The sequence below is a fragment of the Okibacterium sp. HSC-33S16 genome (assembly GCF_024171565.1).
In the GTDB taxonomy this organism is placed as follows: Bacteria; Actinomycetota; Actinomycetes; order Actinomycetales; family Microbacteriaceae; genus Mycetocola_A.
Genome location: NZ_JALJZZ010000003.1, coordinates 250,754 through 264,500 on the forward strand (window position 1 = coordinate 250,754; position 13,747 = coordinate 264,500).

The window sequence follows — 13,747 nt, forward strand, 5'->3', positions numbered from 1 at the left end:
GATCGTCTGACACAAGCAAGGAGCGTACCTGTTGTCGTATTCTCCCTCGCGCATGCTGGGCAGCGGCGTGGCGTTCGTCCGCCACCCAGAGGCACACTCGCAGCAAACTCATAATCGGCTGGGGCAGACTGGTCCCACACACCCCGTTGAGAAAGTGACGTTTTTCGTGCGCACCAGGCTTCCCCTCTTCCTCGCTGCAGCAGCGGCATCCGCTCTTCTCCTGACGGGATGCACCGGTGGCGACACCTCGCCGACGTCAGACGCCTCGGCCGAAAGCTGCCAGGACACTCCCTCGGGCGACGCCGTCACGTCGATCGACGTTTCCGGTGACTTCGGAGCGACACCGACCGTCGACTTTCAGGCGCCGCTGAGCGTGAAGAACACGGAGCGTGAGGTGCTGATCGCGGGTGATGGCGGTGAAACGGCACCGGGCGACCGCGTCGCCGTCGAGCTGACCCTGTACAACGCGACCAGCGGAGACACCCTCGCCCAGACTCGCTACGACAACCTCGGCACCCAGCAGATCGTCCTGAGCGACGCCACCGGCATTTTGCCCGGTATCGTCCGCACGATCGAGTGCGTCCCTGCCGGCTCCCGCATCGTCTCCGTGATCAGCCCTGACGACGGATTCGGCGACGTGGGCGCTTCGGATGGCAGCGTCGCGGCGACCGATTCGCTGCTGCTCGTCGCTGACGTGCTTTCCATCACCCCCGACAAGGCCACGGGGGCGGACCAGCCCCCGGTCGATGGGCTGCCGACCGTCACCCTCGCGAAAAGCGGCCAGCCGACCGTCGCCATCCCCAAGACGAATCCTCCCGCAGACCTCCAGCTTGCCACCCTCAAACTGGGCGACGGCGAGAGCGTCCTTGAGGGGGACACCGTGACCGTGCACTACCAGGGCGTCAACTGGCGCACCGGCGAGGTCTTCGACGAGAGCTGGGGAGACGGACCGGCCAGCTTCGCGACCACCGCCGTTGTTCCCGGTTTCTCCGCAGCTCTCGTGGGAGCGACAGTGGGTTCGCAGGTACTCGCCGTTCTTCCCCCATCCGAGGGTTATGGTGAAGCCGGTCAGCCGAGCGCAAGCATCGAAGGAACCGACACCCTGGTCTTCGTTGTCGACATCCTCGCAACCACGAGGTAGCGGCGCCTGCATCGAAGCGAACGGATGCCGCTGGCTAGGCTGTGGGGATGCGACGCGTTCTCATTCTCGGATCGACAGGATCGATCGGTACCCAGGCTCTTGATGTCATTCGGGCGAACCCGACGAAGTTCGAGGTTGTCGGTCTCACGGCGCACAGCAACCGAGAGCTCGTCGAAGCGCAGGCCGAGGAGTTCTCGGTCGACGAGATCGCGTTCGGTGCGACCGACGCCGAGCAGCTCGTGCGATCGGTCGACGCCGACGTTGTGCTCAACGGCATCACCGGCTCGGTCGGCCTCGGCCCCACCCTCGCCGCCCTCGAGACGGGTCGGACCCTGGCGCTCGCCAACAAGGAATCACTCATCGTCGGTGGTGACCTGGTCAAGCGGCTCGCGAAGCCGGGCCAGATCGTTCCGGTCGACTCCGAGCACTCCGCCATCGCGCAGGCACTTCGATCGGGCACCAGCGCGGAGGTGCGTCGACTCGTGCTGACCGCGTCTGGTGGTCCGTTCCGGGGACGGAGCCGGGCATCGCTACAGAATGTGACGCCCGCCGAGGCGCTCGCCCACCCCACCTGGGACATGGGGCTCGTCGTGACCACCAACTCGTCGACCCTCGTCAACAAGGGTCTTGAGGTGATCGAGGCGCACCTGCTCTTCGACGTCCCATACGAGCACATCGCTGTTGTGGTGCACCCGCAGTCGATCGTGCACTCGATGGTGGAGTACATCGACGGGTCGACGATTGCTCAGGCCTCGCCGCCCGACATGCGCCTGCCCATTTCGCTCGGCCTGGACTGGCCACACCGGGTGTCGGGGGTCGGCCGTCCGCTCGATTGGACCACCGCATCGAACTGGACCTTCGAACCACTCGACTCGGATGCCTTCCCGGCGGTCACCCTGGCGAAGACGGTCGGTCGTGCCGGTGGCACCTATCCGGCCGTGTTCAACGCGTCCAACGAACAGGCCGTCGCCGCCTTCCACGCCGGGGCAATCGGCTTCCTCGATATCGTCGACATCATCGCTCGCGTGGTGGATGCCCACCGGCCGGAGAACGAACTGACGCTCGAGTCGCTCGCGCTCGCTGAAAACTGGGCTCGGGAAACCGCCGATCGGGTGATCGCCGACCTCAGCTGAACCGCCGGATCGCCGCCGGCCAACCAGCGACGAGTCGGGTCAGGACAGGGGCGGCTGGATCAGAGCCAGCCAGCCTCAGTGAGCGCGGCGCGGGTCTCACCAAGCACCGAGAACGGAATCTTGGCACCGGCTACTTCGCGGTACTCCTTTTCGGCGAGGCCCGCCCAGAGGATGCTGTCTGTCGCGGTCGCCTCGGCCACCGCCGCGCGAATGGCGGCCTCGGGAGCCGCGATCTCGCGAATGTCCCCGTCCGGCCTCGCTGCGCGCGCACCGGCCAGCACCGCTTCCCGAATCACCGCAGGGTCTTCGGACCGCGGCTGGTGATCGGTGATGATGAGCACGTCGCTGCCGAGCGCAGCCTCCCGTCCCATCTCGGGTCGCTTGAGCGCATCGCGGTCACCGTTCGCCCCGGCCACCATGATCACCCGGCCACGGGTGAGCGAGCGCACCGACTCGAGCGTCTTCGCGAAGGCGTCAGGGCTGTGACCGCTGTCGACGTAGACGTTGGGTCCGTCCGGCACCGGCACGCGCACCGCCCGCCCGGGCAGGGACGCCCGAATACGGCCATCCCGATCGAGAACGGCCCCGATCTCGTCGAACTCGATTCCTGCTTCAACGAGCATCGCGATGGCGAGTCCACCGTTCGCGGCCATGTGTCGCCCAATGACGGGCACCCGGGTCGAGATCGAACCGTGTCGCTCGGAGGTCAGGGTGAAGCCGGTGGAGTCAGGCTGTTCGTCCGTCACCGTGACGAACCAATCGGATGCCACGCCCGGCGTTGACGAGATCGTCACGACGTCGATTCCGGCGCGTTCCACCACGGCGGCGCCGGCTGGGGTGTCGAGACTCACGACGGCTTTGCGTGACCGCTCCGGAGTGAACAGAGCGAGCTTCGCCTCGAAGTACTCGTCCATGTCGGCGTAATCGTCGAGGTGGTCGTGACTGAGGTTGGTGAACGCCGAGACGTCGAAGATCACACCGTCGACCCGGTGCCTGGTCAGGGCGTGGGCGCTGACCTCGAGAAGTGCGGCGTCCACTCCAACCTCGTGCATACGGGCGAGGAGCGCGTGCAACTCGGGTGCTTCGGGTGTCGTCAGTGAGCTGACGACGACCTCGCTGCCGATGCGCCGTTCAGCGGTCGAGCTAAGGCCCGTCGTCTTGCCGAGCTGGGTGAGCAGCGCGTCGAGAAAGTGCACGGTCGACGTCTTGCCGTTGGTTCCGGTGACACCGAAGGTCAGCGGGCAGTCCAGTGCCGTGCCGTAGATCCAGGCGGCAAGGTGCCCGGCGATCGATCGGGGTGAGGTGGGTGTCAGCAGCACAGGCACACCGGCGGCCGTTGCGTTAACGGCGCCACCGGCATCCGTCACAATCGCGACAGCGCCACGAGCGACAGCGTCCGCCGCAAAACTCGCACCGTGAAATCGCGCGCCGGGAAGCGCGAGGTACAGGTCGCCCGGTTCAACATCGCGCGAATTCATGGTGATCCCGGTGATTTTCACGTCGGGGGCGTTGTCGTGCAGGGCGAGCCTGAAGTGCTCGGCCAGGTCGACAAGAAGTTTCGGGGTGGGGCTGATGGGACGCACGATCCATGTTCTCACAGCGAATTGACCGCCCACCGAACGGCTGGCCGCTGGCGATTCACAGGGCGCCGCCAGCACGCGCACAGAGCGGAGCTGTAATGTTCGAGCGTGGAATCTGTCCTTCTCTATATTCTCGGCATTCTCATCATGTTGGTGGGAATCGCCGTGTCGATCGGCCTGCACGAGGTCGGTCACCTGGTGCCAGCGAAATTGTTCGGCGTCAAGGTGACCCAGTACATGATTGGCTTCGGCAAGACCGTCTTCTCGAGGACGAAGGGCGACACCGAATACGGCATCAAAGCGATTCCGCTCGGTGGTTACATCTCGATGATCGGCATGTATCCACCCGCCAAGGACGGCAAGGCGCGCACGGCGTCGACCGGATTCTTCCAGACCCTCGTGCAGGACGCGCGCAGCGCGAGTGCTGAAACGGTCGGCGACGGTGAGGAAGACCGTACCTTCTACCGGCTACCGGTGTTCAAACGCATCATCATCATGCTCGGCGGTCCCACCATGAACCTCCTGCTTGCCGTGGTCATGTTCGCCATCGTGCTCGTCGGCTTCGGCTCGCCCCAAGCCTCGACCACCATCGCGACGGTGAGCGAGTGTGTGCTGCCCGCCGGAACCGAGAAGACGAGCTGTGCCGCCGACGACCCCCTCGCCCCCGGTGCGGCGGCCGGTCTCAAGCCGGGAGACACGCTCGAGTCGGTCGCCGGACAGAAGGTCGACAGTTGGGACGACGCCACCGAGATCATCCGCACCTCGCCGGGCAGCGACCTCGACGTTGTCCTTACCCGTGACGGGAAGACGCTCTCGGTCACCCTGACCCCGCTGCTCACCGAGCGGTACATTCTCGATGACAAGAATGAACCGATCACGGATGCCTCTGGCACGCCCCAGACAGAACAGGTCGGCTTTGTCGGTATCGGTTCACAATCCGAACTGGTGCCCCAGCCGCTGACGGCCGTCCTCCCCGCCGTCGGTGACAATGTCGTGCAGGTCGGGCACATGATCCTCAACCTGCCCGACCGACTCGTCGGCATCGCCCAGGCCGCCTTCGGACCGGGGGAGCGTGACCCGAATGGACCGATCAGTGTTGTCGGAGTCGGCCGGATCGCCGGTGAAGTGGTGAGCCTCGACGAGGTCCCCATCTCCGCCAAGGTGCAGACCATGATCGGGCTTCTCGGCTCGCTCAACGTCGCCCTGTTCGTGTTCAACCTTGTACCGCTGCTTCCCCTCGACGGCGGCCACGTGGCTGCCGCACTGTGGGAGGCACTCCGCCGGAGCTTCGCCAAGCTGTTTGCGCGCAAGGATCCGGGGCCGGTCGACGCGGCCAAACTCATGCCGCTCACCTTTGTCGTGGTGATTCTTCTCGGCGGAATGAGTGCGTTGCTGATCTTCGCAGACATCGTCAAACCGGTGAACCTCCTCGGCTAACGCTTACGAATACTCGCCGCATACTCCGCGCGGAGTAGTCGGGGCGTACCCGTCGGCCGACGACGCACCCGGTCACGAGCGATACGCTCGGAGGATGGACACAGCACGTTCGGATCTCGGGAGTGTCGGCGCATCGTGGGTTGGCCCGGTGAGCGGGCGCGGTCCCGGCTTCTCGCAGGGTGCCGAGTGGGCCCAGGGCTCCGGGCCCGGAGAGGGCTACGGGCCGCCGACCGGATTCCGCGGCCTGCCGCCCGCCGTTCGGCTCTGGTTGCCAGTGATTCTCTCGTTCCTCGTCCAGGTGCCGCCGACCCTCGTCATTCTCCTGCGCACCGGCCCGTACTCGCCGCTCGAAGCCATCCTCGCCGCGGCGCTCGCCGTTGCCGGGCCGCTGGCCCTCATCGGCGCTCGGCGCTTTCCCGGGCCCGTCGTTGCCGCGGTCGCGGCGATCGCCGTTGCCGACCTCCTGACGACACCATTTGTCGGGCCACCCACGATCGCGCTCGGTTTCGCCATCCTCTCCGGCATCTTCCGCGGCACCCGAATCTGGGTGTACGCCTCCGTGGTCTCGGGTTGGCTGGTCGCCGTCTTTGTCGGGTCGATGCTCGGACTCGACTGGCATCCCGTGCGCGTCGCCCTGGCCACCGCCGGACTCGCCTTGCTCATCGCGATCGCCGAGGGCGCCCGGTCCCGCCGCCAGCACCTGCAGGAGGCACGGCGTCGCTCGCTCGAGCACCGCACGACCGTCGAGCAGGCCGAACGCATGCGCATCGCGCGGGAGCTGCACGACGTGCTCGCCCACTCGTTGTCACAGATTTACGTCCAGGCGGGCATGGGCCTGCACCTCATGGATACTCATCCCGAGAAGACCAGGGAATCGCTCGCCAACATCAAGACCTCGAGCAAGACGGCGCTCGATGAGGTGCGCGGGGTGCTCGCCTTCCTCCGCTCGGACACCACCGACGCCGCGAGTCGCGTACCCGAACCTGACCTCGCCGCGCTGGCCCCGCTCGTCGAGTCGTTCCGGGCGCACGGCATTGAGGTGACGTTCGAGGACGCGGTCACTGAGCTGCCGCCGGCGCGCGTGCAGCTCGCGCTCTACCGCGTCGCGCAGGAGAGTCTCACCAACGTTCTTCGCCACTCCGGCGCCCAGACGGCGGCTGTTGTCCTCGAAGACGCAGGCGACAGCATCCGCTTACGTATCTCTGACGACGGAACGGGCCTGTCAGCGCACGCGCGCGAGGACATTCGCGGAAGCGGCCTGCTCGGCATGGCCGAACGGGTCACCCTGCTCGGCGGCACATTCGACGCCAGCGACGGACCCACCGGGGGCTTCGTGGTCACCGTGCAGGTGCCCAGGGAGCAGCCGTGACGCTCCGCGTGGTGCTGGCAGACGACCAGCAGCTCATTCGGGCCGGGTTTCGGGCGCTGCTCGAGGCGGAGCCCGATATCGATGTTGTCGGTGAAGCAGCGACGGGAACGGATGCTGTCGCTCTCGTTCGCGCGGAACGTCCCGACGTCGTCTTAATGGACATTCGAATGCCGGATGGCGATGGGCTGTGGGCAACCGAGCAGATCACCGCGGCACCCGAGCTCGGCGGAACGCACATTGTCGTGGTCACGACCTTCGAACTCGACGAATACGTGGCCCAGGCGATCGCAGCGGGAGCGAGCGGGTTTCTCGTGAAGGACACCGAGCCGGTCGAGCTCATCCGCTCGGTGCGGGTGGCCGCTGCGGGTGACGCCCTGCTCTCACCGACCGTGACCCGGCGACTGCTCGAACGGATCTCGGGTGGCCTCGTCGCGCCGCGGTCGGTCGACGGCCTGCGCGATCTGACCGAGCGGGAGCGTGAGGTGATGGTGCTCGTTGCTGCCGGGCTGTCGAACGAGGAGATCGGCGCGCGGCTGTTCCTCAGCCCGCTGACCGCGAAGACGCATGTGTCGCGCATCCTCACCAAGCTCGGTGCCCGCGACCGGGTGCAGCTCGTGGTGCTCGCCTACGAGAGCGGACTCGTCACTCCCGGCCTCTCGGCGTAACGGCGACGGCTCGAGTCGTTCGCCAGGAGTACGAGGGATTCGTTCCCGCGGCAGATTCGCCGACTGAGGCAGGCGGGGAGAGTGGGGGTACCCGGTTCCGCCGGAACCGCTCGACGAAAAGAGACTCCCTCATGCTTACAACACTGACCAGCACTGCCCTGCAGATGCACCCCGGCTGGGGCCCCGGCGCTGGCCCCGGCTTTCCCTGGCTCTTCCTGGTGATCCCGCTGTTCTGGATCGTCGTTCTCGGTGTGCTGTTCGCTGTCCTCGGCCGCCGCTGGCGTCGATCGTCGCCGCCGTGGGCGATGGCGCACCAGGCCGGTCGCAGCGCCGAAGCAACCCTGGCCGAACGGTTCGCCAACGGAGACATCGAGGAGACCGAATACCGGGCGCGACTTGAGGTGATCAGGACGCACAATCCGGGGCCGGGCCAGAACTAGCCGCCCAGGCCACGAGGCACCCCATCAGCGGCGCAACTCGACGGCGCCCAGCGAGGGAGCGGTCAGGCGGTGGCGAACCGCTTCGCCGACCTCTCCTTCGCCTTGGCCGCCTCCACCTCACGGTCTTTCGGCGGTGCCGTGGTCACGAGGTCTTCGAGCAGATGCCTCGTGACATGGGCAATTTCCACAACGGCCCGATCGAACGCCTCAGCGTTTGCCTTCGACGGCCTGGTTGAGCCACTGACTTTGCGCACGAACTGTAACGCCGCGGCGTGCACCTCGTCGTCGGTGGCTTCCGGCTCAAAGTTGTGGAGTTGGTGGATGTTTCTGCACATGGCACGACCTCACATCGAATCAGGGGAATTGCTCTCGGCCGCTGCAGCCGCGCCAGAGATGTTGACAAGCCACTCGACGCCGAAACGGTCAACGAGCATGCCGAAGCTGTCGCCCCACGGTGCCCTGGTGAGCGGCTCAGAAATCGTGCCGCCCGTCGCCAGACCCTCGAAAAATCCGGTCAACGCCGTTTCATCGTCACCGCTGAGCGAGATCGAGCCGTTCGAGCCGGATGACTCCATGCCAGCCGGGATATCGCTGCCCATGAGCACGAGCCCGTTCGGTGCGTCAATCTGGCCGTGCATGATCTTCTCGTCGTCGTCCGGATCGCCGCTGCCGCCGAAATCAGCAAACGTGTTCAGGGTGAGCGTTCCGCCGAACACCGACGCGTAAAACGTCATCGCCTCGCGTGCGGTGGACTCAAAATGAAGGTAGGGGTTCAAGACCACGGACATGTGTGACCTCCTCGTCGACAGTTCCTCATCGAAGCTGCTGCGACGATTATCGCCCCGTCGTCGCGAAAAGGCGAGCGCGGGTCAGGAGGAGAACTGGGCCTCGGGCTGGTTCTCCACCGCGGCGTGGATCCGTTCGCGCATGTCGGCCGACATGGGCGGGAGCTCGCTCACCGGGAACCACGCGGCTTCGGTATTCTCGCCGTCGGCGGGCGCCGGGGTGCCGGAGTCGTACCGCAGCCGGAAGACAAGGTCGAGGTACTGGCTCTGGTCACCGTTCGGGTAAACCACCGGATCGGTCACGCCGACCCGGACCAGGCGCTCAACGGTTGCCCGAACATCCGCTTCCTCAAGAACTTCGCGCCACGCGGCTGTTGCGGGCTGTTCTCCCGGGTCGATGATGCCGGTGACCGGTGTCCACTCACTGGTGTCGGCGCGGCGCACCAAGAGAACGTCTTCGCCGCGAAAGACGACCGCCGTCACACCGGAGAGCCACAGCGGGTCGTTTCCGATCTTTTCGCGCAGGGCAAGGACGAAGTCTGGTGTGGGCATGGGGGACACTCTAGAACATCCCGGATGGCGAGCCAGTCAGGCCGAGCGGGCGACCTCAAGAGCATGACGAACGGCCTCAATCGAGGTACGGATGTCATCGGCATCCGTTGACCAGTTGCTCACGGAGATGCGCAGAATGTCGCGACCCTGCCAGTGCGACCCCGACATCCAGACCGTTCCATCCGAGATGAGCTGCTGGGTGACGGCGCGCGTCAGCTCATCGGAGCCGAAGGCCAGGCACACCTGGGTGAAGACGACGTCGTTGAGAACCTCGACACCCGGAATCGCGGCGAGTCCGGTCGCGAGCCTGGACGCCGTGTCGGCCAGCCGCTCGACAAGCTCAACGGTTCCTGAGCGGCCGAGTGACCGGAGGGCTGCCCACACCGGCACGCCACGCGCGCGCCGGGAGAGCTCGGGAACCTTCTCCCACGGATCTCCCGGGCCCGTTGTGTCAGCCGGAAGGTAGTCGGTGTGCACGCCAAAAGTGGACCGTGACACCTCGGGTCTGGCCACGATCGCGATTCCGCAGTCGTACGGCACGTTGAGGGTTTTGTGGGCGTCTGTCGCCCACGAATCGGCGGTCTCGATCCCGTCAAGGTGATTCCGATAACGCGGGCTCGCGGCGGCCCACAGTCCGAACGCGCCGTCAACGTGAACCCACGCACCGTGTTCGTGCGCCTGCCGGATCGTCTCTCGCATCGGGTCGAACGCACCCGAGTGGAGGTTACCCGCCTGGAGGCAGACGATGAGGGGGCCATCGACCGAGCCGAGGGCATCCGTCATCGCCGTGTCAATCAGACGACCCTGATCATCGACCGGCACCGTCGTTGGAGTGCCGAGGCCGAGGTAGCGCAGGGCAAGGTCGAGGGAGGCGTGACGCTCCTCGCCGACGAGCACGGTGATGCGGGGAGAGCCGCTGAGGCCGTCGACGTCGAGGTTCCAGCCGGCGGCATTGAGGACGGCTTTTCGGCCGGCGGCCACCCCGACAAAATTGGCCATGGTCGCGCCGGTGGTGAATCCGACGTCCGAGTGCGACGGGAGGCCGAGCAGGTCGAGCAGCCACTCACCGGCGGCCTGTTCGATGGCCGCGGTCGACGGCGACGCGTAACGGAGTGCGCTGTTCTGGTCCCAGGCGCTGACGAGCCAGTCCGACGCCAGCGCGGCCGGCAGGGTGCCGCCGATGACCCAGCCGAAGAAGCGTCCGGATGGCATGGCCATGAGCCCCGGTTCGGCGAAGGTGACAAGTTCCTCGACGACGTCTGTGGGGTCGGTCGGCTGCTCGGGCAGCGGTGTTGAGAAGTGGCGGGCAACGTCGTCCGCGCCCTGTTGGGGTCGAACCGGCCGGGTGGGCACAGAGGCGAGCCACTCGCTCGCGTGCTGGTGTGCTTTCTCGAGCGGTTCGCGATAGGCCTCAGGGTTCGCTGCCACGCTGTCGAGGGTAGACCCGCGGCCGGGGCGAGCAACAGCCCTTCGGCGCAGCTGGTGCCGTTTAGGCTGAGAGCCATGACGTCCGTCGAGCATCACGATCCGTATTCCTGGCTGGAAGAAATCGACGCCAGCGCCGCACTCGACTGGGTGCGCGCTCGCAACGCCGGAACCGAATCGACCCTCGCCGCAACGCCCCAGTTCGCTCACACCGAAGCTCGCGTGCTGTCGGTTCTGGACTCAGACGCCAAAATTCCGATGGTGCAGAAGATCGGCGAGTTCTACTACAACTTGTGGCGTGACGCTCGGCACGAGCGCGGGCTCTGGCGGCGGACGACGCTCACCGAGTACCGCACCGAGGAGCCACAGTGGGAGACGGTGCTCGACCTTGACGCGCTCAATGCCGCCGAGGGTGAGGACTGGGTGTGGCACGGCGCCTCGGTGCTACGGCCGGGCTACCGCAGAGCGCTTATCGACCTGTCACACGGCGGCTCCGACGCAGACGTGACGCGCGAGTTCGACCTGGTCACCCTCAGCTTTGTCGACCCAGACGACGGCGGCTTCTTTCGTCCGGAAGGCAAGGGCAGCCTCGGCTGGATCGACGACGACACCGTCTACCTTTCCTCTGACCTGGGCGAGAACGCCGTCACGACGTCGGGGTACCCTCGCATCGCGAAGAGGTGGCGGCGCGGAACCCCGCTCGATTCCGCCGAGATCGTCTTTGAGGGTGACCTGACCGACGTGTCTGTCGGGGCATTCCGCAGCCACACGCCCGGTTACATCCGTGACTTTGTGTATCGAGGAACGACGTTCTACACCTCAGACATGTACGTCGACGTCGATGGCACCCTGACGAAGATCGACGTGCCTGCCTCGGCCGAGATTGGATTCTCCCGCGAGTGGCTGGTGGTCGAACTCCGCGATGACTGGGAGCTCGACGGCGCCGTCTATCGGTCCGGGTCACTGCTCTCAGCACCGTTCGATGCCTTCGTTGCGGGGGATCGCCGGGTTGAGGTGGTCTTCGAACCGACCGCAACCACGTCGCTGGCCGGCGCAACCTGGACCCGCAATTACCTCGTCCTCACTGTTCTCGACGACGTCACCAGTCGCGTGCATGTGATGACGCGAACGGATGCCACGTGGCAGCGCAGTGAATTTGTCGGTGCGCCCGAATTCGGTACGGTCCAGATCGCTGCCGTCGATTCCGATGAGAGTGATGACGTCTGGCTCGTGACCACCGACTACCTGACGCCGACCACCCTGGCATTAGTGACCGTCGGTGACCGAACGACGCCGCCCGAGAAGCTCAAAAGCCAGCCGGAATTCTTCGACACAACCGGGCTCAGGATCGACCAGCACTTTGCGACGTCAGACGACGGTACCCGCGTGCCGTACTTTGTGGTGCGGCCAGAGGACCTGGTTTTCGACGGCACGACACCGACGCTGCTCTACGGCTATGGCGGATTCGAGGTCTCGCTCACTCCCGGCTACTCCGGCTCGCTCGGCCGGGGCTGGCTTGAGCAGGGTGGTGTCTACGTTGTCGCGAACATCCGGGGTGGTGGCGAGTACGGGCCGCTCTGGCACCAGGCGGCGCTTCGGGAGAACCGGCACCGGGCGTTCGAGGATTTCGCGGCGGTCGCTCGCGACCTCGCCGCGCGCGGCGTGGCATCCGCTTCGCATTTAGGAATCCAGGGTGGTTCGAACGGCGGTTTGCTGACCGGGAATATGCTCGTGCAGTATCCGGAGCTCTTCGGGGCGGTGGTCATCCAGGTTCCGCTACTGGATATGAAGCGGTACTCGCACCTGCTGGCGGGTGCGTCCTGGATTGCAGAGTATGGCGACCCGGATGATCCCGCTGATTGGGCGTTTTTGCAGACGTTCTCGCCGTATCACCTGTTCGATCCGGCACGGGAGTACCCGCCGGTGCTGTTCACAACGTCGACGCGTGACGATCGTGTGCATCCGGGTCACGCGCGCAAAATGGCGGCGCGCATGATCGATGCGGGCAAGGATGTGACCTACTTCGAGAACATCGAGGGTGGACATGGGGGAGCGGCCACCAATCTACAATCGGCGCATATGTCGGCATTGGCATACCGTTTTCTGGCGGAGCGGCTGGCATAGAGCCAGATCACCGATTGGCAACGATCAGCCGCTGAAGGGTGCGGAAGCCCGGCGTCGCCTGTCACTGTCACAGGGTGATCGATCACCGGATGAGGTTGAAGCGTGGCGGGCTGGCCGTCGGTGTGCTGCTCTGCATTCTTGTGACTGGATGCGGATTTGGTGGGTTCGGCACGGTGTGCACAGCGATCGGCTATATCAACACGGTGAAGATTGAGCTTGTCGGCGATGTGTCGGATGTCGGCAGCGTGCGTCTCTGCGATGGCGATGATGTGTGTTCGGCCACGGACGATGAGCTTGCGGTTCTCTCGGAGGATGAGCCGCTGGTCAGTGTCCAGCCGGATGACGTGAGCGAGCTTCCCGGGTCGCCGGCCTCCCCCTCGCGCTCGCCGGTGCCCTCACTTCCACCCTCGACCTCGGGGTCACCCTCGACCTCACCGGAGCTGATGACGCCGTACATTGTGCGTCACGCTGGCGGTGCCGACTGGGTGGTCGAGATGCCGTTCGGCTCGCCCGATGAGGTCACAATCTCTGTGTTGCGTTTGGACGGGAGCAGCGTCGGCGAAGTGGTCACCGATCTCGAGTGGAAGAGAGTTGGCGGCACCGAACAGTGTGGAGGTCCGATGGAGGCGGGTCCGGTCACGGTTTTCCTCTCTGCCTGATCACGCCCCCCTCTCTGTGACCAAAGTCTTGCTCGAACAAGCGATCGAAGGAACTTCTCCGCAGCTTGACTCCGACTCGAACGGATGTCGGTGGTGGGGTGTTCACTTGGAGTATGGAAAACGACGATGTAGTCGGTACTCCCGGCGAACAAATCAACGATCCTCCCGACAGCGGTGTGGTGCACCGACCCCCGCAGCCTGCAGCTCTGGAGGGCGTGGCTGCCACTGACGAGCAACCGCAGCCGGGCCTGCGACGTGGCGCGCAGGGGCGAAAGGAGCCTGACTCGCGGGCCGAGCCCGAGGTGCGGGTGGATCCGCCGTGGTTTCCGGTGGGGCCGGGGTTGTGGCCGTCGGGGGAGCATCCTGCGCTTCCGGAAAAGATTTACTCGAGCATTCGGCGGTGGCGGGAGCCACAGCGGGTAAATGAGCTTGATCCG

General features: G+C 65.7%; 13 protein-coding genes. 8 read left to right on the forward strand and 5 right to left on the reverse strand.

The window, feature by feature from the left end; genetic code table 11:
* Window positions 1–154: 154 nt before the first annotated feature.
* Both L1277_RS09550 and dxr read left to right on the forward strand, forming a co-directional pair.
* The gene (locus tag L1277_RS09550) at window positions 155–1,141 is read left to right on the forward strand and encodes an FKBP-type peptidyl-prolyl cis-trans isomerase (RefSeq protein WP_253376146.1); all 987 of its coding nucleotides are present in this window, start codon (window positions 155–157) and stop codon (window positions 1,139–1,141) included.
* 47 nt (window positions 1,142–1,188) lie between these two features.
* A complete protein-coding gene (gene dxr, locus L1277_RS09555; protein ID WP_253376147.1) occupies window positions 1,189–2,274 on the forward strand; it encodes a 1-deoxy-D-xylulose-5-phosphate reductoisomerase in 1,086 nt (361 codons plus the stop codon).
* A gap of 59 nt (window positions 2,275–2,333) precedes the next feature.
* Here dxr and L1277_RS09560 read toward each other — a convergent pair whose 3' ends face one another.
* Window positions 2,334–3,857 carry a Mur ligase family protein gene (locus L1277_RS09560; protein WP_253376148.1) on the reverse strand — a complete coding sequence of 508 codons (1,524 nt, stop codon included), beginning with the start codon at window positions 3,855–3,857 and terminating at the stop codon, window positions 2,334–2,336.
* Between the two features lie 105 nt (window positions 3,858–3,962).
* On the opposite strand from L1277_RS09560, the gene L1277_RS09565 reads away from it, so the two are divergent.
* The 4 genes from L1277_RS09565 (at window position 3,963) to L1277_RS09580 (ending at window position 7,765) form a co-directional block, all read left to right on the forward strand.
* Complete coding sequence (locus L1277_RS09565; protein ID WP_253376149.1) at window positions 3,963–5,291, forward strand: site-2 protease family protein; 1,329 nt, start codon at window positions 3,963–3,965, stop codon at window positions 5,289–5,291.
* 94 nt (window positions 5,292–5,385) lie between these two features.
* Window positions 5,386–6,660: a sensor histidine kinase gene (locus L1277_RS09570; protein WP_253376150.1), complete on the forward strand. Its 1,275-nt coding sequence runs from the start codon at window positions 5,386–5,388 to the stop codon at window positions 6,658–6,660.
* Window positions 6,657–7,325, forward strand: coding sequence for a response regulator transcription factor (locus L1277_RS09575; RefSeq protein WP_253376151.1), 669 nt, complete (start codon window positions 6,657–6,659; stop codon window positions 7,323–7,325). Before L1277_RS09570 ends, L1277_RS09575 begins: the two co-directional genes overlap by 4 nt.
* A gap of 131 nt (window positions 7,326–7,456) precedes the next feature.
* Window positions 7,457–7,765 (forward strand): SHOCT domain-containing protein, encoded by a 309-nt coding sequence (locus tag L1277_RS09580; RefSeq protein ID WP_253376152.1) that lies wholly within the window; start codon window positions 7,457–7,459, stop codon window positions 7,763–7,765.
* A gap of 62 nt (window positions 7,766–7,827) precedes the next feature.
* Here L1277_RS09580 and L1277_RS09585 read toward each other — a convergent pair whose 3' ends face one another.
* From L1277_RS09585 to L1277_RS09600, 4 genes are all read right to left on the reverse strand, one after another.
* Window positions 7,828–8,100 carry a DUF2277 domain-containing protein gene (locus L1277_RS09585; RefSeq protein WP_253376153.1) on the reverse strand — a complete coding sequence of 91 codons (273 nt, stop codon included), beginning with the start codon at window positions 8,098–8,100 and terminating at the stop codon, window positions 7,828–7,830.
* 9 nt (window positions 8,101–8,109) lie between these two features.
* Complete coding sequence (locus tag L1277_RS09590) at window positions 8,110–8,553, reverse strand: VOC family protein (RefSeq protein WP_253376154.1); 444 nt, start codon at window positions 8,551–8,553, stop codon at window positions 8,110–8,112.
* Window positions 8,554–8,634: 81 nt separating this feature from the next.
* Window positions 8,635–9,102: an NUDIX domain-containing protein gene (locus L1277_RS09595; protein WP_253376155.1), complete on the reverse strand. Its 468-nt coding sequence runs from the start codon at window positions 9,100–9,102 to the stop codon at window positions 8,635–8,637.
* A gap of 36 nt (window positions 9,103–9,138) precedes the next feature.
* Window positions 9,139–10,530: an aspartate aminotransferase family protein gene (locus tag L1277_RS09600; RefSeq protein ID WP_253376156.1), complete on the reverse strand. Its 1,392-nt coding sequence runs from the start codon at window positions 10,528–10,530 to the stop codon at window positions 9,139–9,141.
* Window positions 10,531–10,605: 75 nt separating this feature from the next.
* On the opposite strand from L1277_RS09600, the gene L1277_RS09605 reads away from it, so the two are divergent.
* Window positions 10,606–12,651 (forward strand): prolyl oligopeptidase family protein, encoded by a 2,046-nt coding sequence (locus L1277_RS09605; RefSeq protein WP_253376157.1) that lies wholly within the window; start codon window positions 10,606–10,608, stop codon window positions 12,649–12,651.
* 89 nt (window positions 12,652–12,740) lie between these two features.
* Window positions 12,741–13,310, forward strand: a complete 570-nt coding sequence (locus L1277_RS09610; protein ID WP_253376158.1) for a hypothetical protein — start codon at window positions 12,741–12,743, stop codon at window positions 13,308–13,310.
* The last annotated feature ends 437 nt before the right edge of the window (window positions 13,311–13,747 follow it).

Excerpts from the sequence above, each read along its gene's own strand:
- L1277_RS09605 (WP_253376157.1), top strand. The coding sequence starts at position 10,606 with ATGACGTCCGTCGAGCATCACGATCCGTATTCCTGGCTGGAAGAAATC.
- L1277_RS09595 (WP_253376155.1), bottom strand. The coding sequence starts at position 9,102 with ATGCCCACACCAGACTTCGTCCTTGCCCTGCGCGAAAAGATCGGAAAC.
- L1277_RS09570 (WP_253376150.1), top strand. The coding sequence starts at position 5,386 with ATGGACACAGCACGTTCGGATCTCGGGAGTGTCGGCGCATCGTGGGTT.
- L1277_RS09580 (WP_253376152.1), top strand. The coding sequence starts at position 7,457 with ATGCTTACAACACTGACCAGCACTGCCCTGCAGATGCACCCCGGCTGG.
- dxr (WP_253376147.1), top strand. The coding sequence starts at position 1,189 with ATGCGACGCGTTCTCATTCTCGGATCGACAGGATCGATCGGTACCCAG.
- L1277_RS09590 (WP_253376154.1), bottom strand. The coding sequence starts at position 8,553 with ATGTCCGTGGTCTTGAACCCCTACCTTCATTTTGAGTCCACCGCACGC.
- L1277_RS09585 (WP_253376153.1), bottom strand. The coding sequence starts at position 8,100 with ATGTGCAGAAACATCCACCAACTCCACAACTTTGAGCCGGAAGCCACC.
- L1277_RS09610 (WP_253376158.1), top strand. The coding sequence starts at position 12,741 with ATGAGGTTGAAGCGTGGCGGGCTGGCCGTCGGTGTGCTGCTCTGCATT.